The 21,618-nt window shown below is 67.9% G+C and carries 21 protein-coding genes and 29 tRNA genes; 43 read left to right on the top strand and 7 right to left on the bottom strand.

From position 1 onward, the window contains the following. Window positions 1-107 precede the first annotated feature (107 nt). Both OG470_RS32210 and OG470_RS32205 read left to right on the top strand, forming a co-directional pair. Window positions 108-1,616, top strand: a complete 1,509-nt coding sequence (locus OG470_RS32210) for an ISL3 family transposase (RefSeq protein WP_442931223.1) — start codon at window positions 108-110, stop codon at window positions 1,614-1,616. A 293-nt stretch (window positions 1,617-1,909) separates the two neighbouring features. Continuing rightward, entirely contained in the window at window positions 1,910-3,793 is a 1,884-nt protein-coding gene (locus tag OG470_RS32205) for a glycoside hydrolase family 15 protein (protein ID WP_328418360.1), read from the top strand. Window positions 3,794-4,006: 213 nt separating this feature from the next. On the opposite strand, the gene OG470_RS32200 is transcribed toward OG470_RS32205, so the two are convergent. From OG470_RS32200 to OG470_RS32185, 4 genes are all read right to left on the bottom strand, one after another. Then, entirely contained in the window at window positions 4,007-4,753 is a 747-nt protein-coding gene (locus OG470_RS32200; RefSeq protein WP_328426717.1) for a low temperature requirement protein A, read from the bottom strand. Window positions 4,754-4,828: 75 nt separating this feature from the next. Beyond that, window positions 4,829-5,746, bottom strand: coding sequence for a transposase family protein (locus tag OG470_RS32195; protein WP_328415196.1), 918 nt, complete (start codon window positions 5,744-5,746; stop codon window positions 4,829-4,831). Window positions 5,747-5,823: 77 nt separating this feature from the next. Then, on the bottom strand, window positions 5,824-6,237 hold the full coding sequence (locus OG470_RS32190) for an SRPBCC family protein (protein WP_328418359.1): 414 nt from the start codon (window positions 6,235-6,237) through the stop codon (window positions 5,824-5,826). A 47-nt stretch (window positions 6,238-6,284) separates the two neighbouring features. Next, complete coding sequence (locus OG470_RS32185) at window positions 6,285-6,647, bottom strand: VOC family protein (protein ID WP_328418358.1); 363 nt, start codon at window positions 6,645-6,647, stop codon at window positions 6,285-6,287. Window positions 6,648-6,759: 112 nt separating this feature from the next. Between OG470_RS32185 and OG470_RS32180 the strand changes: the two genes are divergently transcribed. From OG470_RS32180 to OG470_RS32150, 7 genes are all read left to right on the top strand, one after another. Further along, window positions 6,760-7,575, top strand: coding sequence for a helix-turn-helix domain-containing protein (locus tag OG470_RS32180; RefSeq protein ID WP_328418357.1), 816 nt, complete (start codon window positions 6,760-6,762; stop codon window positions 7,573-7,575). A gap of 206 nt (window positions 7,576-7,781) precedes the next feature. Beyond that, window positions 7,782-8,420 (top strand): hypothetical protein, encoded by a 639-nt coding sequence (locus tag OG470_RS32175; RefSeq protein WP_328418356.1) that lies wholly within the window; start codon window positions 7,782-7,784, stop codon window positions 8,418-8,420. A gap of 544 nt (window positions 8,421-8,964) precedes the next feature. After that, window positions 8,965-9,231 (top strand): hypothetical protein, encoded by a 267-nt coding sequence (locus tag OG470_RS32170; RefSeq protein WP_328418355.1) that lies wholly within the window; start codon window positions 8,965-8,967, stop codon window positions 9,229-9,231. A 232-nt stretch (window positions 9,232-9,463) separates the two neighbouring features. Beyond that, window positions 9,464-10,069, top strand: coding sequence for a helix-turn-helix domain-containing protein (locus tag OG470_RS32165; RefSeq protein ID WP_328426716.1), 606 nt, complete (start codon window positions 9,464-9,466; stop codon window positions 10,067-10,069). Next, window positions 10,069-10,437 (top strand): hypothetical protein, encoded by a 369-nt coding sequence (locus tag OG470_RS32160; protein WP_328418354.1) that lies wholly within the window; start codon window positions 10,069-10,071, stop codon window positions 10,435-10,437. Before OG470_RS32165 ends, OG470_RS32160 begins: the two co-directional genes overlap by 1 nt. Beyond that, window positions 10,434-11,372: an ABC transporter ATP-binding protein gene (locus OG470_RS32155; RefSeq protein ID WP_328418353.1), complete on the top strand. Its 939-nt coding sequence runs from the start codon at window positions 10,434-10,436 to the stop codon at window positions 11,370-11,372. The genes OG470_RS32160 and OG470_RS32155 overlap by 4 nt, the downstream gene beginning before the upstream one ends. Window positions 11,373-11,458: 86 nt before the next feature. Then, window positions 11,459-12,324 (top strand): IS5 family transposase gene (locus OG470_RS32150; protein WP_328426520.1). Its coding sequence is split into 2 segments (ribosomal slippage): window positions 11,459-11,792 and window positions 11,792-12,324, totalling 867 coding nucleotides; the frame shifts between segments, so codons are not numbered across the junction. A 65-nt stretch (window positions 12,325-12,389) separates the two neighbouring features. Here OG470_RS32150 and OG470_RS32145 read toward each other — a convergent pair. Continuing rightward, entirely contained in the window at window positions 12,390-13,268 is an 879-nt protein-coding gene (locus OG470_RS32145; RefSeq protein ID WP_442930932.1) for an IS5 family transposase, read from the bottom strand. A gap of 118 nt (window positions 13,269-13,386) precedes the next feature. Here OG470_RS32145 and OG470_RS32140 point away from each other — a divergent pair, with 118 nt between their 5' ends. The 9 genes from OG470_RS32140 (at window position 13,387) to OG470_RS32100 (ending at window position 16,828) form a co-directional block, all read left to right on the top strand. Beyond that, window positions 13,387-14,133 (top strand): ABC transporter permease, encoded by a 747-nt coding sequence (locus OG470_RS32140; RefSeq protein WP_328418352.1) that lies wholly within the window; start codon window positions 13,387-13,389, stop codon window positions 14,131-14,133. Window positions 14,134-14,311: 178 nt separating this feature from the next. Further along, the gene (locus OG470_RS32135) at window positions 14,312-15,484 is read left to right on the top strand and encodes a MalY/PatB family protein (protein ID WP_328418351.1); all 1,173 of its coding nucleotides are present in this window, start codon (window positions 14,312-14,314) and stop codon (window positions 15,482-15,484) included. A gap of 431 nt (window positions 15,485-15,915) precedes the next feature. Continuing rightward, a complete protein-coding gene (locus OG470_RS32130; RefSeq protein WP_328418350.1) occupies window positions 15,916-16,047 on the top strand; it encodes a hypothetical protein in 132 nt (43 codons plus the stop codon). Between the two features lie 73 nt (window positions 16,048-16,120). After that, a tRNA-Trp gene (locus OG470_RS32125) sits at window positions 16,121-16,193 on the top strand. A gap of 109 nt (window positions 16,194-16,302) precedes the next feature. Then, window positions 16,303-16,377: transfer RNA gene (locus tag OG470_RS32120), tRNA-Pro, on the top strand. A gap of 1 nt (window position 16,378) precedes the next feature. Continuing rightward, window positions 16,379-16,451: transfer RNA gene (locus tag OG470_RS32115), tRNA-Ala, on the top strand. A 131-nt stretch (window positions 16,452-16,582) separates the two neighbouring features. Then, window positions 16,583-16,655 (top strand) — tRNA-Glu (locus tag OG470_RS32110). Window positions 16,656-16,671: 16 nt separating this feature from the next. Beyond that, window positions 16,672-16,744, top strand: a tRNA-Gly gene (locus tag OG470_RS32105). A gap of 7 nt (window positions 16,745-16,751) precedes the next feature. Next, window positions 16,752-16,828, top strand: a tRNA-Gln gene (locus tag OG470_RS32100). Between the two features lies 1 nt (window position 16,829). On the opposite strand, the gene OG470_RS32095 is transcribed toward OG470_RS32100, so the two are convergent. After that, window positions 16,830-17,045, bottom strand: coding sequence for an Lsr2 family DNA-binding protein (locus OG470_RS32095; RefSeq protein WP_442931008.1), 216 nt, complete (start codon window positions 17,043-17,045; stop codon window positions 16,830-16,832). 224 nt (window positions 17,046-17,269) lie between these two features. Between OG470_RS32095 and OG470_RS32090 the strand changes: the two genes are divergently transcribed. The 25 genes from OG470_RS32090 to OG470_RS31970 all read left to right on the top strand — a co-directional run bounded on the left by OG470_RS32090 (window position 17,270) and on the right by OG470_RS31970 (window position 20,379). Then, a complete protein-coding gene (locus tag OG470_RS32090; RefSeq protein ID WP_328418349.1) occupies window positions 17,270-17,404 on the top strand; it encodes an HNH endonuclease in 135 nt (44 codons plus the stop codon). 127 nt (window positions 17,405-17,531) lie between these two features. Beyond that, window positions 17,532-17,605: transfer RNA gene (locus tag OG470_RS32085), tRNA-Gln, on the top strand. A 6-nt stretch (window positions 17,606-17,611) separates the two neighbouring features. Next, window positions 17,612-17,688 (top strand) — tRNA-Leu (locus OG470_RS32080). 1 nt (window position 17,689) lies between these two features. Further along, a tRNA-OTHER gene (locus OG470_RS32075) sits at window positions 17,690-17,765 on the top strand. A 1-nt stretch (window position 17,766) separates the two neighbouring features. Next, window positions 17,767-17,839: transfer RNA gene (locus OG470_RS32070), tRNA-Thr, on the top strand. 10 nt (window positions 17,840-17,849) lie between these two features. Beyond that, a tRNA-Leu gene (locus tag OG470_RS32065) sits at window positions 17,850-17,922 on the top strand. A 184-nt stretch (window positions 17,923-18,106) separates the two neighbouring features. After that, window positions 18,107-18,180: transfer RNA gene (locus OG470_RS32060), tRNA-Asp, on the top strand. Between the two features lie 14 nt (window positions 18,181-18,194). Next, window positions 18,195-18,285, top strand: a tRNA-Ser gene (locus tag OG470_RS32055). A gap of 1 nt (window position 18,286) precedes the next feature. Further along, window positions 18,287-18,361, top strand: a tRNA-Ile gene (locus OG470_RS32050). A gap of 61 nt (window positions 18,362-18,422) precedes the next feature. Continuing rightward, window positions 18,423-18,495: transfer RNA gene (locus OG470_RS32045), tRNA-Arg, on the top strand. A 4-nt stretch (window positions 18,496-18,499) separates the two neighbouring features. After that, window positions 18,500-18,574 (top strand) — tRNA-Pro (locus OG470_RS32040). A gap of 5 nt (window positions 18,575-18,579) precedes the next feature. After that, a tRNA-Pro gene (locus tag OG470_RS32035) sits at window positions 18,580-18,653 on the top strand. A 5-nt stretch (window positions 18,654-18,658) separates the two neighbouring features. Beyond that, window positions 18,659-18,746: transfer RNA gene (locus tag OG470_RS32030), tRNA-OTHER, on the top strand. A 1-nt stretch (window position 18,747) separates the two neighbouring features. After that, window positions 18,748-18,823 (top strand) — tRNA-Lys (locus OG470_RS32025). A 3-nt stretch (window positions 18,824-18,826) separates the two neighbouring features. Beyond that, window positions 18,827-18,900, top strand: a tRNA-Arg gene (locus tag OG470_RS32020). A gap of 11 nt (window positions 18,901-18,911) precedes the next feature. Further along, window positions 18,912-18,982: transfer RNA gene (locus tag OG470_RS32015), tRNA-Lys, on the top strand. 2 nt (window positions 18,983-18,984) lie between these two features. Next, window positions 18,985-19,060: transfer RNA gene (locus OG470_RS32010), tRNA-Met, on the top strand. Between the two features lie 2 nt (window positions 19,061-19,062). Further along, window positions 19,063-19,134 (top strand) — tRNA-Val (locus OG470_RS32005). An 11-nt stretch (window positions 19,135-19,145) separates the two neighbouring features. Further along, window positions 19,146-19,222: transfer RNA gene (locus OG470_RS32000), tRNA-Glu, on the top strand. Between the two features lies 1 nt (window position 19,223). Beyond that, a tRNA-Asn gene (locus OG470_RS31995) sits at window positions 19,224-19,297 on the top strand. A gap of 1 nt (window position 19,298) precedes the next feature. Beyond that, a tRNA-Val gene (locus OG470_RS31990) sits at window positions 19,299-19,371 on the top strand. 68 nt (window positions 19,372-19,439) lie between these two features. After that, a complete protein-coding gene (locus OG470_RS31985; protein WP_328418347.1) occupies window positions 19,440-20,060 on the top strand; it encodes a group I intron-associated PD-(D/E)XK endonuclease in 621 nt (206 codons plus the stop codon). A gap of 7 nt (window positions 20,061-20,067) precedes the next feature. Next, window positions 20,068-20,143, top strand: a tRNA-His gene (locus OG470_RS31980). 87 nt (window positions 20,144-20,230) lie between these two features. After that, window positions 20,231-20,303, top strand: a tRNA-Arg gene (locus tag OG470_RS31975). A gap of 5 nt (window positions 20,304-20,308) precedes the next feature. Then, window positions 20,309-20,379 (top strand) — tRNA-Cys (locus OG470_RS31970). A gap of 579 nt (window positions 20,380-20,958) precedes the next feature. Here OG470_RS31970 and OG470_RS31965 read toward each other — a convergent pair. Further along, window positions 20,959-21,495 carry a GNAT family N-acetyltransferase gene (locus tag OG470_RS31965; RefSeq protein WP_328418345.1) on the bottom strand — a complete coding sequence of 179 codons (537 nt, stop codon included), beginning with the start codon at window positions 21,493-21,495 and terminating at the stop codon, window positions 20,959-20,961. Window positions 21,496-21,618 lie beyond the last annotated feature (123 nt).

Raw genomic sequence — 21,618 nt, 5'->3', positions numbered from 1 at the left:
TTGATCAGGAGTTACACCGTTCGTTTGGCTCTGGCGCAGAAACGGTGGTGGGTCCGTCCTCAGTAGCCTGTCGTGGTGCGGAAGGCTGACGCCGGTGTGACTGCAACCTGATCAAGGCATTGTTCCCTCAGTTGTCTTCGCTGGTCATCGACGAGGTGGTGGAGCAGGGGCTGGTCCTGCGGGTGCGCGCCCGGACACCGGGGACGGTGGTGGCGTGCCCGCAGTGCGGTCAGCCGAGCGAGCGGGTGCACGCCTATCACCAGCGCCGGCTAGCTGACCTGCCCGTCGGCGGTCGAGCCGTGATCATCGACTTGCAAGTCCGGCGGCTGCGCTGCCCGAATGCGTCCTGTCCACGGCGCGCGTTCCGGGAACAGGTTCCCGCGCTGGCGTGTCGGTGGGCGAGGCGGACCTGCCAGTTGGGCGGGTTGATCGGTGACCTGGCGGTGGTCGTGGCCGGTCGTGCCGGAGCAGCCGTGCTGGCCCGGCTGGGTATTCGGATCTCGCGGTCCACGGTGCTGCGGGTCTTGATGGCCATGCCCACCCCAGCGGGGCCGGCGCCAGCGGTGCTGAGCGTGGATGACTTCGCGTTGCGACGTGGCCGACGGTATGCGACCTTGCTGATCGACGCGGTCACCCACCGCCGCGTCGACGTGTTGCCGGACCGCAAGGCAGCCACCCTGGCCGCGTGGCTGCGGGAGCACCCGGAGGTGGAGGTGGTCTGCCGCGACGGCTCCGCCGCGTATGCCGAGGCGATCCGCGCCGGCGCACCGCATGCGGTGCAGGTCAGCGACCGGTGGCATCTGTGGCACAACTTGGCCAAGGCGGTCGAGAAGACCGTGATCGCGCACAGCCGCTGCTGGCATGACAGTCCAGCCCGCCCGGACCGGCCTCTGGATGAGCGCACCCGCGAACGGCACACGGCCGTGCATACCCTTCTCAACCAGGGCATCGGGCTACTGGATTGCGCCCGTCGGCTGGGCTGGGCGCTGAATACGGTGAAGCGGTACGCCCGCGCGACCACCGCCGAGGACCTGCAGCGGCCGCCGCGCTACCGCGAAACCCTGGTCGACCCGTTCCGGGCTCACGTGCGCCGCCGACGTGCCCAAGACCCTCAGGTTCCGGTGACCCGGCTACTGGCCGAGATCCGCGCACAGGGCTATGCCGGCAGCGCCAACCTTCTGGTGCGCTACCTCAACCAGGGCCGCGCCGACGCGGAATGTGCCCCGCCGTCACCGCGCCGCCTGGTCTGCTGGCTCATGACCAAGCCCGAGAATCTCGCCGCGCACCACCACAGCCACCTGCAAGATCTGCTCGGCGCCTGCCCACACCTGGCCACGCTGGCCCAGCGGGTCGGCGAGTTCGCCGATCTGCTCGCCGGCCGTCGCGGCGAGGACCTCGACGCGTGGATGACCGCTGTCGACGCCGACGCCCTGCCTGCCCTGCACGGCTTCGTCCACGGCCTTCGGATGGACCTGCCGGCCGTCGTGGCCGGGCTGACCCTGCCCTACAGCAACGGTCCCATGGAAGGCGCCAACACCAAGGTCAAGCTCCTGAAACGGCAGATGTACGGCCGCGCCGGCTTCGAACTCCTACGACAGCGAATCCTGCTCGCGTAGGTCACTCACGTCGACCACCGTTTCTGCGCCAGAGCCGTTCGTTTTACAGTCCCTGGAAACTCGGGCTAGGCATCCTTGACCAGGGAGGGGTGAGGAGCGCGAGCGGCGAGTGCGGCCGTGAGCGTCTCAGGACGGAACACATCAACAGCGATCAGCTTGGGCGTCGTTGGGAGGCCTGTTCGTGACGACATGCACCGTGATCCTGGCGCTGGTCGTGACCAATGTGCGTCGCTGAGCTCCGCCAGCACTTACGGTGAGGAGCAGTTGCAGGAGTCCTGGGAGGAGGTCGGCGAGTGGAGTCGTATCCGTTGGTTGAGTCACACGGCTTGATCGGCGACCTGCAGACCGCGGCGCTGATCGCGGACGACGGCACCCTTGACTGGTTCTGCGCGCCGCGGTTCGACTCGCCCAGCGTGTTCGCCGGACTGCTCGACCACAAAAGGGGCGGGCATTTCCGTATCGCGCCCGATGGCGTCAACTACGTCAGCAAGCAGTTGTACCTGCCGGGGACACCCATCCTGATCACCCGTTTCACGACTCCCGCCGGCGTGGGTGAGGTCACCGACTTCATGCCGGTTGCCGGCGATATCGCGACCGATCGCCATCGCCTCGTCCGGATGGTCAGCGTGGTCCGCGGCACCCTGCGGTTCCAGATGAATTGCCAGCCGCGCTTCAACTATGGGCGTGACCGGCACGAGGTCGACCTCCACCCCGACGGCGCCGTCTTCCGCAGCCCGACGCTCAGCATGGCGGTGCATCGGGCCCGATACGCCGACCAACCCCCGGACGAAATCGAGATCGAACTCGACGGCGACGGGGTGCGGGCCTTCGCAACCCTCCGTGAGGGTACCAACGGCGGAGTCCTCGTCGAAACCGGGTCGACCGGGCCACCCCGCCTCATCGGGCCTGAGGAAATACGGTCGATGTACGAGCAGACCCGGGAGTTTTGGCGAGGCTGGCTCCGCGGCTCCTGCTATCGCGGACGGTGGCGGGAAGCGGTGGAGCGCTCCGCCATAACGCTGAAGCTCCTGACGTACGCGCCGACCGGTGCTGTTATCGCCGCTCCCACCGCCGGCCTGCCGGAGCAGGTCGGCGGGACGCGGAACTGGGACTACCGGTACGCCTGGATCCGTGACGCCTCGGCTTCGGTTTACGCCCTGCTCGGGCTCGGCTTCACCGAGGAAGCGCGCCGCTACCTCCAGTGGCTCAACGATCGGATCTGCGAGGCGGCGGGCCGGGCGACGCCGCTGCATCCCATGTACCGCGTCGACGGCTCGACAGACCTCGACGAGGAGTCGCTCGATCACCTCGAGGGTTACCGACGCTCCCGCCCGGTGCGGATCGGCAACGCCGCTGCCGACCAGCTCCAGCTCGACATTTACGGCGAAGCGCTGAGCGCCATCCACTTCGCGGACGCCTCTGGACTGCGCAGCTCCTATGAGGCGTGGCTCAACACCGTGAAGCTCATCGACTGGCTCTGCGAGCACTGGGACAGACCCGATGAAGGGATCTGGGAGACCCGGGGCGGCTGCCAGGACTTCACCTTCGGCCGCCTCATGTCCTGGGTGGCTGCCGACCGAGCCATCCGCCTCGCTCAGCGGTATGGGGTACCCGCCGACATCGACCGCTGGACCACCGAGCGCGGCCGGATGTACCGCCAGATCATGAACCGGGGATACCACCGCACACGCGGGGCGTTTGTGCAGCACTACGGCAGCGACGTCCTGGATGCGGCGCTGCTCGTCATGCCGGGCGTGGGGTTCATCGCGGCCGACGACCCGATGTGGCGGTCCACGCTGCGGGCGATGGACGACGAGCTCGTTTCCGGCAGCCTCGTTTACCGGTACAACCCGACCGCATCGCCCGACGGCCTGGCCGGCAACGAAGGCACCTTCAGCATGTGCACCTTCTGGTACGTCGAATCGCTGGCTCGCTCGGGACGTGTCAACGACGCGCTGATCATCTTCGAGAAGATGCTCACCTACAGCACCCGCCTCGGTCTTTTCGCGGAGGAGATCGGAGCGACCGGCGAGCAGCTCGGCAACTTTCCCCAAGCCTTCAGTCACCTTGCGCTGATCAACGCCGCGATGACCCTCGATCAACTCATGGACGCTGCACCGGCACCGTGTCGCGCGCCGCTCGAAACCCTCGTCGAGCGAGATCCACCACGCCGGTGAAGATTCGCCCGGGGTGCCTGCGGCGGAGTCCCGATCACCTCGATGCCCTCGGCGGTGAACACCGTGTCGAAGACCTCGGTGAACCTCCTATCCCGGTCGCGCAGCAGGAACCGCTGCCCAGCCGCAGTGCCCCCTTCCGTTCTGACGGCCCCGAGCCGTTGCGGTCGCACCGGGCACAGTTGGCCGCTAGATCGTCCGCCCGCCCGCGATCGTCTAACGGGATGGTGACGGCGGCTCGGCTGGGAGTCTTCGAGTGCGGACCGCGTCGGCTACGGCGACGCCGGCCAGGATGAGGGCGGCGGTGGTGGCTACCGCGAGCGGCGGCACCGGCTTCATCGCTGGGGTGAGGGCGACCAGGGCGAGTGCGCCGATCACGCGGGGGGCGGACACGCGGCCGAACACCGCGTAGTCGAAGATGGCTCGTCCGGCGAGGAACAGGGCGGGTCCGCCGAGGATGACGGCGATCCAGGCCGGGTCCGGGTGTCCGAGCGGGTGGGTGATGACGAGTTCGTCGCCGACGGCGATGGTGACGATGCCGGCGATCATGATCACGTGGGAGTAGAGCGTCAGGACACCAACGCGGAGTCGGTTGGGGGCCGCTGCGATGGTCTCCGCTATCAGTGCTCCGGCGCGGTGGATGTAGATGCGCCACAGCAGTGCCGTGGTGACGAACGCGAGGAGGGTCGCGGCGCTGCGGTCAGCGCCGAACGCGCCGTTTGCGAATGCCAGTCCGGTCACCACGATCGGCTCGCCGAGCGCGACGATGAAGAACTGCCGCAACCGCTCGGCCACGTGTTCTTCGGAGACCACGACCTCGAGTCGGCGCTCGCCGCTGCGGCCCAGCCGCGGCGTGGGGAAGCCGAGTGCGATCCCCGCGTACTCCACGGCCGCCGCCGTGATCCACAGCGCTCCACGCGCCCAGCCGGGTAGCGAGGAAGGTGCCCGCTTGCACGCTGTGATACACGACCGCTGCTCCTAACGACTTCGTGCATGGTTGTCCGCAGTGTGGGAGTGCCCTCGGCCTCGGGTAAGGGTTCACACGGCGGGGCCGGCGGTGATGGCGGCGATGGGTTTGCCGCGGTCGGTGTGTTGGTGGTCGGACAGCAGGCCGGCGACGGCGCGGATGGTGGTGTCGAGGCTGTCGCGGCGGCCGAGGTGGCGGGTCAGGCTGCGCCAGTTCTTCAGGTGGGCGATGGCGTGCTCGACGCGCACCCGGCGGCGGGCGTGTTCGCGGCGCTGGGCTTGGCGTAGTTCGGCGATGCCAGGCAGGCGTTCCAGGGCTTTCTTGTGGTGCCGCAGTGTCGGGGTGATCACCTGGCCGCCTGTCTGGGCGCCCAGGCCCTGATAGCCGGCGTCGGCGAGGATGCGCACCCCGACGGTGTGGTCCAGCCAGTGCGTCAGACCGGCCTGGCGAGCTTGAGTGATGTCGGCGGTGCTGCCGCGCGCGGTGGCGCCGCAGAACAACAACCGCCCGTGTGTGTCGCTGAGGACCAGGGCCTTGATCGCGTTGGTGCGCGACTTCCCGGACACGAACCGCTGTCGTCCGGCCCGGCCGGCATTGGGACGGCGGACGCGGATCTCGGTGGCGTCCATCAACGCCGCCGCCCGCACATGATCCAGGTAGGCGACCACGTCGGCCAGGGTGCGCAGTCGCACGCCGCCTGGCACCCGGCAGCCCCGCTCGGCCAGCAGCGGTCGGATCTCGCCCACCGCACGGCTGATCGTGGAGCGGTCCACCCCGAACCACGCCGCCAGCACATCGTGGGTCACGCCGTGGCGCAGGCAGACCAGGGTGGCCAGCAGCCGGTCAACGAAGACCAGCCGGTAGCGGGCACCGGCACCCACCGCCCGCCGCCGGGTCCGGGCAGTCAACCGGGCCTGCTGCCGGTCCTGCCACACCGGACCCAACTCGGCCACCAGCTCGGCGAGGACCTCCACGGACAAGCCCGTCACACGACGATGAGACACCACAGTGGACCGAACCATCCGAAGATCATCCCACCCAGCACCCACAACCATGCACGAGGTCGTTAGGCGTGCGCGGCTTCAGACTCCAGCGTCTGCTTGATGACGGTCATGCCTTGCTCCATGGCGGCGTCGAGTGATGTGGCGAGGTCGTCGGGCAGGACGTCGTGAATCCAGACAAGCCGGCTGTGGGCTTCGCCCTGGTCGAAGACCTGCATGGAGGCGTTGTCGTGGGTCGGGCGGATCGTGTCACCGACGACCGAGTAGACGGTCCGACGAGCCACGTCATCGATCGAGACGAGACGCTCGCGGGCCACCGTGCCATCAGCGAAGGTGACGACCCGACTGGCTGCCTCGATGCGGGTGTCGACGACGAAGCCGGGCGCCATGCGCGACGGTCCGGCACTGAAATCGCGGATCACGTTCCAAACCTCGTCGGCGCTGGACTCGATGATGATTTCCTTGCGGATGGAAGCCATTGCTCGGTCTCCGATTCTGCTAGAGCTGTAGCGGCAGCCAGGGACGGTCAGTTGCTGCCGATGAGGCAGAAGAGATGCCCTTGTGGATCGGCGAGCACCACCCACTCGTCCCCGCCAGGCTGGAACTTGGGCATGGTCGCACCGATCGCGAGCAGCTCCTTGACCGCGTGCCCCACGTCGATGACCTTGAAGTCGAGGTGGGCGTGCTTGGCCACGTCGGGCCAGCCCGAGGGCCGGTAGCCGTCGACTCGCTGGAGACCGAGCTGGATCTGGCCGCCGTTGCCCAGCTGGACGCAGTCCTCGTCGCGGTAGGTGACCTCCCAGCCGGTCACCGCTCGGTAGAAATCGGCGAGCGGGCCTGGGTCGGCACAGTCAAGGATGACCGTGGTGAACTCAGCCAATGCGGGCATGTCGACTACTCCTTGAACTCGTATGGACTCATGGAGCAGCCTGCCCGCCGCGGCGCGTGCCGTCTTGAAGATCCTTGCGTTGGTTGTCGGACCTCGGGCGTAGCTTCGAGGCGTGCGCTCGTTCCGTGTTCTCGCTGCCCGGCCCGACTTCACGGTGACGGCGGTGACCTGTCGCGACGACCACAAGGGGTGGTCGGAGGTCGAGTCGCAGGACGGCTACCGGGTGGTGCTGGTTCGCCGTGGCCGATTCCGCAGGAGGATCGCCGGTGTCCCCGCGGAGGTTGATCCGACCCTCGCATACGTTGGCCTGCCAGGGGACGAGGAGCATTTCGCCCATCCCGCGGGGGGAGACGTGTGTACGTCGGTGAGGCTGACACCGGCGCTGTGGCGTGCCCTGGCAGGTGACGCGGCGCGGGTAACCAGGCCGGTCGTTTATGTCGACCCTCGGCTTGACCTCACCCACCGTCGGGTCCTCACCGCCGCCGGCGCCGGGGACCTTGACTACGCGCTCACGGAGCGACTGATGGACCTGCTCAGCCGCGTCGTCGAGCAGGTCGTCACCGGCCCGACGCCCATGGGTGCGAGTCCCGCCAAGGCCGATCACGCGCTCGTGGCGGCGGCGCGCGCCGTCATCGGCGAGGGCGACCCGGCCGCGAACGGACTGTTCCCGCTCGCCGAGTTGCTGGGGGTCTCGCCGTACCGGTTGAGTCGGGCGTTCACTCGGGAGCTGGGGGTGTCGCTGACCCGCTACCGAAATCGGGTCCGCCTCGGCCGAGCGCTGGACCGGCTGGAGGGCGGGGAGTCCAGCCTCGCCACGCTCGCCGCGGACCTCGGCTTCGCCGACCAGGCACACCTGTGCCGCACCGTCCGCGAACACCTGGGCCACACGCCGACCGCGCTGCGTCGCCTCCTGGCCGAGCCAACCTGACGCCATCTGCCACCTGAGGGCCCTTCTGCCATCACCTTCCGGGAGGCCGAGTCCCTTGTCGACACCGCTCCTGCGCCGGTGGACCCGGGCCGCCGGGGGGGCCGAAGGTCCCGCCGGTTAAGGGGGGACGGCCCTGCCGGGTGGGGCGGGGAAGCTGACAACGTGATGGTTACCGAATCAGCCGTCAACATCCCTCGGAGACTCCCATGAAGCGCAGGACCCTCGACCTTCTGTTCAGCATCGGTGGGCTGGGCCTCGCAGTCCTGCTGCTCGTCGTCGGCATCGTCCTGACGTCGAACGCCACCTTCGCCAGCAACTATGTACGCGACCAGCTAGGCGCGCAGAACATCACGTTCACGCCGGCCGCCCAGCTCGACGAGGAAGAGAAGAAGGCCGAGTGCCTGGTCGAGAACGCGGGGAAAAAGCTCACCACCGGCAAGCAGGCCGAGTGCTACGCCAACGAGTACATCGGGTTGCACCTGAAGAACATGGCTGGCGGTAAGACCTACGCCGACCTGGGCGAGCCGCAGAGCCAGCTACGCGAGCAGGTCGCCACGGCTCAGCAGACCAACGACCCGGCCCTGGCCGACCTGCAGAAGCAGCTCGCCGAGGTCAGCGGCCAGCGCGAGACCGTGTTCAAGGGTGAGACGCTGCGCGGTCTACTGCTCACCTCGTACGGCTTCAGCGAAATGGGGGTGAAGGCCGGACAGGCTGCCACCGTCATGTACCTCGGCGCCGCGCTGCTCCTGCTGCTTTCGTTCGCCGGCCTGGTGCACGCCTTCCGGACCCCGCGCAGCGAGGCGTTCGCCGCCCCCGAGTCGACCCGGGCAACCACCGTCGGCTGACGCTACAAGGCCCTACCTCGACCGCCCCGGCCTCCCACGGAGGCCGGGGCGTCGCCCCGGCCGGGAGCCCTCCGACCCGCCGCCGGCTCAGGTGGCCTGCGGTGATCTGCGAAGCGGTACGGCATAAGCCGGCCCTTCTCGCGTTCGGTTAGGTTGGCCCAGTGGATGTTGAGGTTGTGGAGGGCGCGCTCGTCGAGCTGCCGAGCGCCGAGGTCGCGGGCATGGACCGCCGCGCCTTCGGCGAGTTCGTTGGTCCCCAGGGTGAACTCGCCTCGTACGCATTTGGTTGGACGACCGGCGCGGACCCACGCGTCGCTGCGCTAACGATCGGGATTGGTGTCGGTAATCCCGGCGGGGGCACGTTTCACGCCGTGATTTCCAGCACGAGGACGGCCACGCCTTCTCCCTGACCGACGAGCCGTTCGAGCAGGTACCACAGGGTGGCCCAAGTCTGACGGCGGACCAGGCTCGTGCGCACGAAGATCTACCTTTTGTCTGGTGGGTTGCCGACCAGGTAATGGAGCGCGACCGTCGGGCGCGGTGGATGCGGCACTGGCTGCTGGGCACCCACTGCATCCAGACCTTGGAAGTCTTTGAGCGTCGCGAGCCTGTCCTGTTCGTAGCGAACGACGCTGACGACGGGATCTGGCAGCTCATCGGCACCACCGATGCTGGCAGTAGCGGCAAGATCGGGCACCTTTACCACTCGATCGAGGAAGATCCGACGCTGATCGAGGTCCTCGACCTTGCCCCCGGCCACAGCGCGAGTCGGGCTCGCGTTGGAGGATCGTGGGACCGCCACCTCGGCTAGCCCTCCTGAGCTTTTGTTCCGTGTTGCCGAGCGGTGACAGCATCCGCTCTCTGGCCGGGCTGAGGAGATCACCTGCTCCCGCTTGTGCCGGACGCGTGCCCGTACGTGCGGCGAAGCGCGGTGTCCAAAGGGGTCGGAGACGCGGCCTCGAACTCCCGGAAGGCCCACGAAGGTCGGCGGTTGCTAGGTCTACCGTTATCATTCTCGATAGTGATAACGTTGCGGCGTGGAGATGCCAAGTGAGCGGTGGGCCGAGCTGGCGCTGCACCCGGTCCGGATCCGGATCCTGCGCGCGGTCGCAGCTGCCCAGCTGACCACGCGTGACCTCGTTGAACTGTTGCCGGACATTGCGCAGGCGACGCTGTACCGGCACCTGGCGACGCTGGTCAAGGCCGGGCTGCTGGACGTGGTCGAGGAGCGCAAGGTACGCGGCGCCGTCGAACGGGTCTACGCGCTACCGGCGCACGGTGCCACGCTGGACCCGGCGGCACTGGCCACAGCCACGGCCGAGGACCACGCTCGCTACTTCACGGCGTTCGTGTCGAGCCTGCTGTCGGAGTTCTCCCGCTACCTGGCCCGGGAGCGGATCGATTTCGCCGCCGACGGCGTCGGCTACCACCAGCTCGTGCTGCAGCTGACCGACGCCGAGCTGGGCCAGTTCGCCGCCGACCTCAACGCGCTGGTCGGCCCGCTGCTGGCCAACGAGCCCGGTGGAGGGCGAATACCGCGGTTGCTGGCGACGATCCTGATGCCAGCCGACCAGCCGGCCGCCACGAGCGACAACACGCCAACAGCCGAGACCGTGGACAACTCGGGGACGACGAAGGGGGACGACTGATGGCTTCGGTCATGGTTGCCGGCGATGTGATCGACATCGGATTCACCAGCTGGGAGCGACTGTGGATCGGGCAGGAACGGCTCGTGCTGCCCGTCGCCGTGGTGCGGCAGGCCACCTCGGTCGACGATCCGCTGCGCCTGGCCCGCGGCGGCCGGCGCGGGCTCGCGGTGTCCGGTGTCGTCAAGATCGGCATTTGGGGCCTGTTCGGCGGTCCCCGGCAGCTCGTCGCGGCCCGCCGCGGCGAGCCCGGGTTGCACCTGATCCTGGACCGGACGGCCGGCGGTGCGTTCGACGAGGTCGTGCTCTCCAGCCCGGCCGCGCCGCACCTGGCGGACGCGATCGGGCGTGCGATGGCGGCCCGCGGATGAACGGCGCCCGCCTGACGATCGAGGTGGCGCACCTGACGAAGCGGTACGGCGAGGTCACCGCGGTCCGCGACCTCAGTTTCACCGTCGCACCGGGTGTAGTCACCGGGTTCCTCGGCCCGAACGGCGCCGGTAAGACCACCACGATGCGGATGCTGACCGGCCTCGTGACGCCTACCAGTGGTACCGCCACCATCGGCGGGCAGCCCTACCGCCGGCTGGCCCGGCCCTCGAACACCGTGGGGGCGGTGTTCGACGCCAATGCGTTCCACCCCGGCCACACCGCCCGCGACCACCTACGCGTTTACGCCGCCATGGGCGGCCACCCAGACAACCGCGTCACCGAGCTGCTGGACCTGCTCGGCCTGACCGAGGCCGCCGACCGGCGTACCCGCGGGTTCTCCACCGGCATGCGGCAACGGCTCAACCTGGCCACCGCGCTGCTCGGCGACCCCCGAGTCTTGCTGCTCGACGAACCCAGCAACGGTCTTGACCCGGAAGGCATGTCCTGGCTACGGGCCCTGCTGCGCCGGCTGGCCGAGGAAGGGCGCACCGTCCTGGTCTCCAGCCACGCGCTCAGCGAGATCCAGCAGCTCGTCGACAGCGTGGTGGTGATCCGCCGCGGCGAACTCGTCGCGGCCGGACCGTGGTCCCAACTCGCCGGCCCGCCAGCCGTGCTGGTCACCTCACCCGACGCCGAGGCCCTCGCCGCGACCCTGAAGGCCAGCCGTGCCAACAGCGGCACCACGCCACGGGTCGAAACGGTCGGACCCGGCAGGCTGCGGATACACGGGTTGAACGCGCCGGGCGTCGCCGACCTCGCCGCCGCGCACCGCCTGCGCGTACACGAACTGGTCACCGAGAACACCAGCCTCGAACAACTCTTCCTCCACCTGACCACCGACACGCCGACCACCGACAAGGCGGCCACCCCATGACTCTCCTGATCAAAGCCGAGTTCCGCAGGCTACTAGGGCGTGTCCTGCCGATCTTGTAGTGGTTGATCGTTGACGATGTGCCGGTGGTGCGTCGTGGTGAGTTGACCGATGAAGCGTGGGCGGTGATCGCGCCGCTGCTGCCGGAGCCGGGCGGTGCGCGGGGGCGGTGGCGCGATCACCGTCAGGTCGTTAACGGGATCTTGTGGAAGCTGCGGACCGGTGCGCCGTGGCGTGACCTGCCCGAACGGTATGGGCCGTGGAAGACCTGCCATGAGCGGCTGCGGCGCTGGACGGCCGACGGGACGTGGGATCGGATCCTCGCGGCGGCACAGGTGCATGACGACGGGACACCGGTGCAGTGGACGATCAGCGTGGACTCGTCGATCGTGCGGGCGCACCAGCATGCCGCTGGCGCCCGCAAAAAGGGGGCTCCGCAACACGTGCGGCGACGCCTGGTACGCAAGATGGCGAGGCCATCGGCCGATCCCGCGGCGGGCTGAGCACGAAGATTCACCTCGCCGTCGACGGACGCGGCAGGCCGCTGTCGATCCTGCTCACTCCCGGCCAGGCCGGCGACAACCCTCAACTGTTGGCGTTGCTGGACGCGATCTGCGTCAACGAGCCCGGACCGGGTCGACCCCGCAAACGTCCCGAGGTGCTGATCGCGGACAAGGGCTACGCGCACGACTCGACCCGCCGAGCGTTGCGTCACCGCGGGATCCGGCACGTCATCCCCGAACGATCCGACCAGGTCGCCCGCCGCGCCGCCAAGGGCAGCAACGGCGGGCGGCCACCAGCCTTCGACAAGGCGATCTACCGCAAGCGCAACGTCGTGGAACGCTGCTTCAACCGGTTCAAGCAATGGCGTGACCTGGCCACCCGCTACGCCAAACGCGCATCTCTCTACCGCGCCAGCCTCGTCCTCATCGCCGCCATCATCTGGCTTCCATGATCGGCAGGACACGCCCTAGCCACCCGCATGTGGGGCGGACTCCTAAGGCGTGTTTCATAAGCCGGTCAGAGCCACTCGGTGATGATCGTGATGGTGAGAACGGCTTGGAAGCGGACTGCCAGCTTGTCGTAGCGGGTGGCGACGCCGCGGTGGCGTTTGAGCCGGTTGATGCCGTTCTCCACGGCGTGGCGTAGCCGGTAGAGGTCCTTGTCGAACGCGGGTGGGCGGCCACCCTTGGAGCCTTTGGCCTTGCGATGGGCGTCCTGGTCGGTCTTGCTGGGGATGCAGGCCTGGATCCCGCGTGAGCGCAGATGACTGCGGTTGCCGCGGCTGGTGTAGGCCTTGTCGGCCAAGACCAGGTCGGGGCAGGTGCGGGGTCGACCCACGCCGAGGCGGGTCACATGGATGCGGCGCAGGACGGGGATGAACTGCGGGCTGTCACCACGGTGCCCGGCGGTCACGATCAGGGAGAGGACCTTCTGTCCCTGCTCGCAGGCCAGATGAGTCTTGGTGGTCAGCCCGCCGCGCGATCGGCCCAGCGCGTGATCGGCCGGCTCGTCGTGCACCCCGCCGGGCGGCTCCTTCTGCAGATGCCCGTCGGTGCGGGCTCCGGCGGCGTGCTGGTGGGCGCGGCTGGTCATCGAGTCCACGCTCACCGTCCAACCGATCCGGCCGGTCGCGTCGCCAGCGGCTTGCAGCGCGGACAGGATCTTGTCCCAGGTTCCGTCACGCTGCCAGCGGCGGAACAGGCCGTAGACGGTGGGCCAGGGCGCGTACTCGGACGGGACGTCACGCCACGGGGCACCGATCCGGATCCGCCACCGGATCCCGTCAATGAGCTGTCGTTTCTTCCACTTCGGCGGACGACCCGTCCTCGGCGCGGCAGGCAGCAACGGAGCCAGAACAGCCCACTGCCCGTCGGTCAGGTCATGCCGCCTCGTCACCGCTACGCTGGGCACGAGGTCTCCGGTATGAAGTTCTTGCTTGGTCGCAGAACCAGTTACCGGAGACCTCTTCAGCTGTCGATCACCGCCACGCGGTGACTTCGATCAGACTCCACTTTTGAAACACGCCTTAGTCGTCGCCGCCCTGATCGGTGGCGGCATGCTCGGCGGCATGGCGCTGATCGGCCCGGAAAACTTCGACCCACCCATGCCCGGACTGGACACCGAAACCGGCGTCCGCTCCATCCTCGGCATCCTCGGCTACACCGCATTCGTCCCGGCTGCCGCCGGAACCCTCGCGGTCACCTCCGAATACCGGCACCGCACCGCCGCCGTCACATTCCTGGTCGCACCGCGCCGCTGGCAGGTACTCGCCGCCAAACTCGCCACCTACACGGTCGCCGGGCTCGCCTACGGCCTCATCCTCTCCGGCACTGCCGCCGCAGCCGTGTTCACCGTCGCCGCCGCCCGCCAAGTCCCACTCGGCCTGCCCGCCCACACCCTGCTCGCGCTGCTCGCCCGCATCGCCGCCGCCATGGTGGTGTATCTGATCATCGGCGTCGGCATAGGCGCCCTTATCCGCAACCAGGTCGCAGCCCTGTGCGTCGTGATCGGCTACCTCTACATGGGCGAAACACTGCTCATGCTGATTCCCGGCGTCAACACGCTCTATCCGATCCTGCCCGGCGGCGCCACCGCCGCCCTCACCGACTTCACCTACCTCGCCGACGCCATGTCTGCACAACTCGGCAACACCACTGTCCAACTCCTACCGCCAGCAGCCGGCGCACTCCTCCTCACCGCGTACGCCATAGGTGCCTGCGCCATCGCCGTCCTCATCCCCATGCGCCGAGACATCACCTGACCAACACGGCCGCGACCGCGCCACCGCACAGCCCCGCTGTCGAGCGTCATCCCGAACGGCACCGCCAAATCCTCACCGCTGCGCAGGATCACTTGTACGCGGCTGCGCACCTGACTCACATGCCGACCGTCCCTCGGCCGTGATCGCGAGGTGGCAGGGAGTGGACTAGGGTTCATCGATGAGCGCTGTGCTTCGTGGTGCCGCAGTGAATCCCCTTCGCCAGCTCACGATCGACCAGCTCCGGCAACGGACGAGCCTCAAGTGGCGGGAGTACCCGGATGACGTGCTGCCGCTCTGGGTGGCGGAGATGGACGTGCCGCTGGCCGAGCCGGTCGCGCAGGCGATCACCGACGCCGTCGCGCGCGGCGACACCGGCTACACCGCCGGCACGGCGTACCCGCAGGCGCTGGCGGAGTTCGCCCGGCGGCGGTGGGGATGGGACGGGCTGGCCGTGGAGCGCACCGCGCTGATACCCGACGTGATGCACGGCGTGGTCGAGGCGCTGCGGCTGGTCACCGAGCCGGGCGACGCGGTGATCGTCAACTGCCCGGTCTACCCGCCGTTCTACGAGTTCGTAACGCACGCCGACCGCCGGATCGTGGAGGCGCCGCTCGGCGAGGACCTGCGGATCGACCTCGGCACACTGGAGGACGCGTTCCGGCAGGCTCGGGCCGGTGGGCGGCCAGCGGCGTACCTGCTGTGCAGCCCGCACAACCCGACCGGCGTCCTGCACACCGCCGACGAGTTGGCCGCCGTCGCCAGTCTGGCCGAGCAGCACGGGGTGCGGGTGGTCGCCGACGAGATCCACGCTCCGGTGGTGGCCGGGGGAGTGCGCTTTGTGCCCTACCTCTCGGTGCCCGGCGCGGAGAACGGCCTGTCGCTGATGTCCGCCTCCAAGGGGTGGAACCTGGCCGGCCTGCGCGGTGCGCTCCTCATCGCCGGCCCGGACGCGGCCGCAGACCTCGCCCGCGTTCCGTTCGAGGTCAGCGTCAGCACCAGCCACCTCGGCGTGATCGCCCACACCGCCGCCTTCCGCGACGGCGGCGAGTGGCTCGACGCCTTGTTGACCGGCCTGGACGACAACCGTCGGCTCCTCGCCGCGCTGCTTGCCGAGCACCTGCCGGCCATCCGTTACCACCCCGGTCAGGCCACCTATCTCGCCTGGCTCGACTGCCGCGCCCTGGGCCTCGGCGACGACCCCGCCGCCGTGTTCCTCGACCGTGGCCGGGTGGCGCTCAACTCCGGTTCGGCCTTCGGCACCGGCGGCGCCGGCCACGTCCGGCTGAATCTGGCCACCGCACCGGAGCTGATCACCGAGGCGGTACGGCGGATGGCCACCGCAGTCGCCTGAGAAGCCACTTCGGTCGCTGCCGACCGCCATTGCCCGGAAGAACCCTTGCCCAGGGTGGATCAGCGCAGCGCGGGCTCGCGAACTCCGGGGCCTCATCGAGACTGCCGATCAGCTCTTCCTGAACCGAACTCTGCCTGCTCCGCAGCGGCAGAGAAACCCGAGACATGGCCAGGTCGTGCGGCTGCAGTTGAGCAGGTAGCCGTGCTCCGCGCGCCCGACTCCGCCGCCTAGTGGCCGAAGCCATCGCCGCCGTCGTGAGCAGCGCCCGCGATCCTGACCTGAAGGCTGCCGCAGGCGCAGGACGCCTACCTCGACTGACGGCGGCCACTGGCGAAGGACATGAATGTGCCTCGAAATATCCATTGCCAATGTCGGACCCCGCGCCTACCTTTAATGAGCAAGGTCAACCGGACCAACCCAAGGAGTTCCCCGTGTTGCAGTACGCCTCCACCGAAACCACGCGGTTCATGCCGCGCGGCGGTGTCGTGCTGCCGTCGATCGGGCGAGCCCACGATCTGTGCGCGAGCGAGCAGAACTGGAAGCCGGGGTGGCGGCGCGAATAGCGTCAGCGCAAGCTGCGAAGCCGCCCACCCCGACAGGGATAGGGCGGCTTTTTCGTTACTCGTACAAGTTCCAAGGGGCGCAGCTCAACTGGTAGAGCACCGGTCTCCAAAACCGAAGGTTGCAGGTTCAAGTCCTGTCGCCCCTGCTTTTCGTCCTGGCCGCGGCCGGCGACGTTGCAAATTCTCAACTCCACAGTGGATGGCATAGCAAGACCCCGGCCGGCGCCCACACGGGCCGGCCGGGGGCAAGACCCTCCGGGACGAGGGAGACGGCAACCCGCCTGCTTTGGGAGCAGGAGACACGGGGTTCGACACCCCGGTCCCGGACCATGGGGAGGTAGCTCAGATGGGAGAGCGCCGCCTCGGCAGGGCGGAGGCCAGGGGTTCGAGTCCCCTCTTCTCCACGTACCAATGCCCTCTTCGCGTAACTGGTAGCGCACAGGAGTGAAGTCCCCGAGGGCTCCGTTCAAGTCGGGGGAGAGCACGTTGGCGGGGGAAGTGCCCGGGCGCACAACCCAGCCCCCGTCGGCTCCATGGGCCGTTGGAGCAATTGGCAGCTCACCTGGTTCTCAGCCAGAAGGTTGCGGGTTCGAATCCCGTACGGCCTACGCAGGAAAATGCCATGCGGTCGTGGTGAACTCGGCGGACACGTCGGTCTTCCAAACCGAAGAAGCGGGGTCGGTGCCCGCCGACCGCTCAACCATTCCGGGCTGCTCTGCTGGCAGGGGCGACGGGACTTTGAATCCCGGTACAAACGTAGGTTCGATTCCTGCTCCCGGAGCTCACACCCCAGGCGCGGAGCCCGTCGCCGCTGGAATCACGCCGGATGACCTGCTCGTGGCAGGACTGACCAGCGTCTCGTGCTGCCGGTACGCGTCGATCACGGTGGCGGGGATGCGTCCGCGCTCGGTGGCCTTCTGGCCGACGAGCTTCTCGTTCTTCGTCCACCACTCCCGGATGATCCGTCGACGGTCCCGCTCGGCGTTCTGGGACTTCATCGCCCCAGGGGCCGCAGGGCCTGCCCCCTGCCAGGCCCTGCGGGCGGCATCAACGAACGGGGCGAGATGCTCCTCGAAGCTGCTCCGGCTCTTCTCGGTCAGGTCGATCCGGTACTCGACGCCGCAACCTGCGGTTCTCGCCTCGGTAGCCCAAAGGCAGGAGGCTCATACGCCAGGTCGCCGAGATCCACGAGGACGAGCGGCCCAGCTGGTCCAAGTCCGGCGTGCTCCGGCGCGACGGCCACCATTGCGGCTACCGCCTGGCCCCGGCCACGACCGTCGACCACATCCAGCCCCGCTCCCGCGGCGGGCGTAACACCTGGAAGAACACCGTCAGCGCGTGCTACTCGTGCAACTAGCGCAAGGCGGACCTCACCCTCGCCGAGGCCGGCATGGACCTGCTGCTCCGGCCGCAGGTCTCCACCTGGTCGAGCACCGTGCAGCGTCGACCCTCCCCGCCGGCGAGACCGCGGCTCGCCGGCCCATTCCGAGATGGTGCAATCTGGCAGCACGTCCGATTCTGCATCGGAAGGCTGGAGGTTCGAGCCCTCCTCTCGGAGCGCAATGCCCTCGTAGCCCAACGGCAGGAGGCGCGGTCTTGAGGAGGCCGACAGTGCGCGTTCGAATCGCGCCGAGGGCACCACGCCGGCGTAGCTCAGATGGACCGAGCGTCCGCCTTGTAGCGGAGGGCCGCCGGTTCGAGCCCGGCCGCCGGGTCCACGCCGCCGTAGCTCATCAGGCAGAGCAGCGTCCTCGTAAGGCGCAGGTGGTTGGTTCGAGGCCAACCGGCGGCTCGCAGTACATGCCCGACTGGCCCAGAGGAAGAGGCGCTCGGTTCAGGTCCGAGAGGTGCGGGGTTCGATTCCCCGGTCGGGTACGCATGGGTCGAGGGCTGGTGCCCAGTGTCGCTTTGCAAGCCTCGTGTGCCCGGTTCGAAACCGGGTCGATCCACTGTCCATGCCGGCCAGTTCGTGACCGCAGGTCCGCCGAAGCGCGATAGGTGGACCGTGTATGCGATCTCCCCTGTGGGAAAGCCGAGCCGGCTGGAAGTCGCGCGCCAAGGTGTCGTAGCTCAATTGGCCAGAGCACCGCCCTGTCGAGGCGGGGGTTGCGGGTTCGAGTCCCGTCGGCGCCGCGCAGCAAGATTATGGAGGGGTGGCATGAGCGGTCTATGGCGCTTCCCTGCTAAGGAAGACCGGGGGCAACCCCGGCCCGGGTTCGAATCCCGGTCCCTCCGCCAAGCCGTCGTGGCCAAGCTGGTTAAGGCACCTCGCTGATAACGAGGAGATGCGCTGGTTCGACTCCAGCCGACGGCACGGGCCGCCGGGGCGGGGCAGAACCCGGCGTACCGGCCGGCTTCCCTCGTTTGCAACACATGCCCCCGTAGCTCAGTGGAAAGAGCACGAGATTACGGTTCTCGGTGTCGCTGGTTCGATTCCAGTCGGGGGCTCTTTCGGGATACGGCGCAGTCAGGTAGCGCTCCGGTCTGGGGGGACCGGAAGTCGCCGGTTCGAATCCGGCTATCCCGACTCAACGGGTTGTAGCTCAGTTTGGTGGAGCGCGCGGTTCGGGACCGCGAGGACGCAGGTTCGAATCCTGTCAACCCGACGCATGGAGGGTAGTGCGGAACAGGTCCGCGACCGGTCTCGAAAACCGGCACCGGGTGAAAGCCCGAGGGTTCAACTCCTTTACCTTCCGCCATGCGCCGTTAGCTCAGTTGGTAGAGCTTCCGACTCTTAATCGGAATGTCACTGGTTCGATCCCAGTACGGCGTACCAAATCCCCCGGTAGCTCAGCGGATAGAGCGCTGGTTTCCTAAACCGGGTCGTCGCAGGTTCGAGTCCTGCCCGGGGGACGTCAATTGCAGGCCGCTAGCTCAGTGGTAGAGCTGCCGACTTTTAATCGGAGTGTCCAGAGTTCGATCCTCTGGCGGCCCACTTGCGGGATGGCGCAGTTATGGAAGCGCGCTGGGCTCATAACCCAGAGGTACCCGGGTTCGAATCCCGGTCCCGCTCCCGTCGCGGTAGCTCAGCGGGAGAGCAACGTCTCGACAAGGCGTAGGTCGCTGGTTCGATCCCAGCTCGCGGCACGTACCCACCTGGCGCGGTGGACGAATGGAAGAGTCGCCCGGCTTTCACCCGGGACATGTGCGGGTTCGAGTCCCGTCCGCGCTGCCATTCCCCTGTGGTTCAAGGGTAGAGCGGCCGGCTGTTAACCGGCTGATCTTGGTTCGAGTCCAGGCAGGGGAGCCAAGCCCGCATAGCTCAGCGCGCAGAGCAGCGCCTTCACACGGCGCAGGTCGGGGGTTCAAATCCCTCTGCGGGTACTGGCCTTCGGGCCGCGAGTGTGGCCGTAGCGCAACAGCAGCGCACCGGGTTGAGCTACACTGCCCGTGTGGACAAAGAGCTATTGGAATCCGCGCTGGCTAAAGGGCTGAGCCAGCGCCAAATCGCCGACTGCCACGGCTGCTCTCAGGTCAACGTTCGTTACTGGCTCAAGAAGCATGGGCTGCAATCCCGTCGTCGCGTCGCTGCTGCGACGAAGACGGCCACGTCTGTTAGACCGCCAATCGCGTTCCCGTCTCGCCCGACTGCGCTTACGGCGAACGACTCCAACGCCGTCGCAGCCATCGTGGAGAGTCGCGTGCTGGCCGCCCTCACTAATGCTGGCTACCCCTGCTACGTTCCATTCGGGGTGGGCAAAGCAGACCTGGTGATCGAGACCGGCGACGGGATGAAGTCGGTCCAGTGCAAGACCGCCCGGCTGGTCCGGAACGGCTCGGTCATCGAGTTCGCCACTACCTCCAAGAACTACGCTCAACAACGAACGACCTACGTCGGGCTGGTCGACTACTTCGGTGTCGCAGTCCCGGGACGGCCTGGCGTCTACCTTGTGCCGGTCAGCGAGGTCGGGAAATCGTCGGCGTACCTGCGGATCGCCCCACCGGTCAACGGCCAACGGTCGCTCGTTCGGATGGCCGATGACTTTTTGATTCCTGGGTCGACGGAGATTTAGAAGCATGGTGGTTGTAGCTCAGTGGTAGAGCACCGGGTTGTGGTCCCGGGTTGTCGCGGGTTCGAGTCCCGCCAGTCACCCCAAGCGCGTCGTGGGCGGCGGCACGCCCCCCGGCCTGTAAAGCCGGCGCTTTCGAGCAGACCTGGGTCGGCACCAGGGACGCGCACCATGCCCCCGTAGCTCAGCGGATAGAGCAGCGGTTTCCGGGACCGCAGGCCGGCCGTTCGAATCGGTCCGGGGGCGCGCACGGTCGTATGCCCGAGGGGTGAGGGAGCGGTCTGCAAAACCGCGCACGCCGGTTCGAGTCCGGCTACGGCCTCTAGATGCCATCCACTGCGGAGTAAGGCGCAGGCGGACGTGGGTCCAGCTGCTGCTCATAACGGCGGCCTGCTCGGTTCGACTCCGAGGCTTGCGACCAGTCCGGCACATGCGTCGAAGCAAGATCGCCGGCCGTTACCGGTCACAAGACGATGCGTGACCGCGCTGTCGCTGGCCTCCACACGTCCTATGTGCTCGCCGGCAACACACCGGTCCTCGTACACAACTGCGGTGGCGAACTCGCCCCTTCCATGGGGGTCGCAGCAAAACCCGTCGCGGGGCAGCGCCGCACACCGACCACCCGTCGATTGGGAGGAGGATTTACTAGGTGAGGTCAGAAGGGGCAGGCGTTGCAGGGCAGGAGCCGGCCTGGAAGCTCCCGTCAGCCCGCACGAATCGTCCGTACTGTTGATCTGCCCGAGCAGGGGACCTTATGGCGTTATCACCGGGCACTTCGGCAGCGTGCAACCATGTCCGGTGATCGATCCGCTTGTGGCACACCGCAGCACGAACTCGGAATGGGGAGCTGACGCCTGCCGCCGCTGCTCGGAGCCGCCCTCAAGGCGAAACGCCGGGTGTGTCAGAGCCGTCTCGTGGTGAACAGGGTGGTCCCGTAGACCGCGTCCACTTCCTTCCGCTCGGTCTCGGTGAACCCGACCTTAGCCAGTACACGGCGAGAAGCGGTGTTCCACTCCCAGACCGTGGCCCACAGACGTTCGTACCCGGACGATCCCGCCCAGTCCAGAACCGCCAACGAGGCCTCGGTCGCGTATCCCTGACCCCAGAATCGGCGTAGCAGCTCGAACGCCAGTTCCGGTTCCCCTTCCGATCCTCGTCCGCCGTCGATCAGCCCGCAGTAGCCGATGACGTCACGAGCGGCCTTCCGCTCGATCGCCAGTAACCCGGTCGACGATGGCTGGTTGGTGCGGATCGAATCCTCGAGTTCCGCGATCGTGGGGTGTCCATCCGCGTCGATTCGGCGGTGCGGCGGCACTCGTGGGTCACGTTCGGTCCACAGCTCGCGCTGGACGACAGCCTCGGCTTCCCGCCAAGGTCTGAGCAGCAGGCGATCCGTCTCGAGGACAACTTCGCGGCCCGGAGTCGCTTCAGCTGCCATGACACCAACTTTCTCACGGGCGAACGCGTTGTCATGCTGCGGGACGCGCGGTCGATCGTGCCGAATCGTGGACGCTTGATGTGCGGACGTCGTGACCTGCCTGAAGCGAGATTCGCTCCCGTG

This window comes from Micromonospora sp. NBC_00389 (assembly GCF_036059255.1).
In the GTDB taxonomy this organism is placed as follows: domain Bacteria; phylum Actinomycetota; class Actinomycetes; order Mycobacteriales; family Micromonosporaceae; genus Micromonospora.
Note: the sequence above shows the minus strand (reverse complement) of the source record. Positions and strands in the feature narration are given on the sequence as shown.

What these genes read in the sequence shown, in the direction of transcription:
- OG470_RS32190 (WP_328418359.1), bottom strand. Translation starts at nt 6,237, where the DNA reads ATGGCTTCCATCCGCAAGGAAATCATCATCGAGTCCAGCGCCGACGAG.
- OG470_RS32185 (WP_328418358.1), bottom strand. Translation starts at nt 6,647, where the DNA reads ATGCCCGCATTGGCTGAGTTCACCACGGTCATCCTTGACTGTGCCGAC.
- OG470_RS32175 (WP_328418356.1), top strand. Translation starts at nt 7,782, where the DNA reads ATGAAGCGCAGGACCCTCGACCTTCTGTTCAGCATCGGTGGGCTGGGC.
- OG470_RS32170 (WP_328418355.1), top strand. Translation starts at nt 8,965, where the DNA reads ATGCGGCACTGGCTGCTGGGCACCCACTGCATCCAGACCTTGGAAGTC.
- OG470_RS32165 (WP_328426716.1), top strand. Translation starts at nt 9,464, where the DNA reads ATGCCAAGTGAGCGGTGGGCCGAGCTGGCGCTGCACCCGGTCCGGATC.
- OG470_RS32160 (WP_328418354.1), top strand. Translation starts at nt 10,069, where the DNA reads ATGGCTTCGGTCATGGTTGCCGGCGATGTGATCGACATCGGATTCACC.
- OG470_RS32155 (WP_328418353.1), top strand. Translation starts at nt 10,434, where the DNA reads ATGAACGGCGCCCGCCTGACGATCGAGGTGGCGCACCTGACGAAGCGG.
- OG470_RS32135 (WP_328418351.1), top strand. Translation starts at nt 14,312, where the DNA reads ATGAGCGCTGTGCTTCGTGGTGCCGCAGTGAATCCCCTTCGCCAGCTC.
- OG470_RS32095 (WP_442931008.1), bottom strand. Translation starts at nt 17,045, where the DNA reads ATGAAGTCCCAGAACGCCGAGCGGGACCGTCGACGGATCATCCGGGAG.
- OG470_RS31965 (WP_328418345.1), bottom strand. Translation starts at nt 21,495, where the DNA reads ATGGCAGCTGAAGCGACTCCGGGCCGCGAAGTTGTCCTCGAGACGGAT.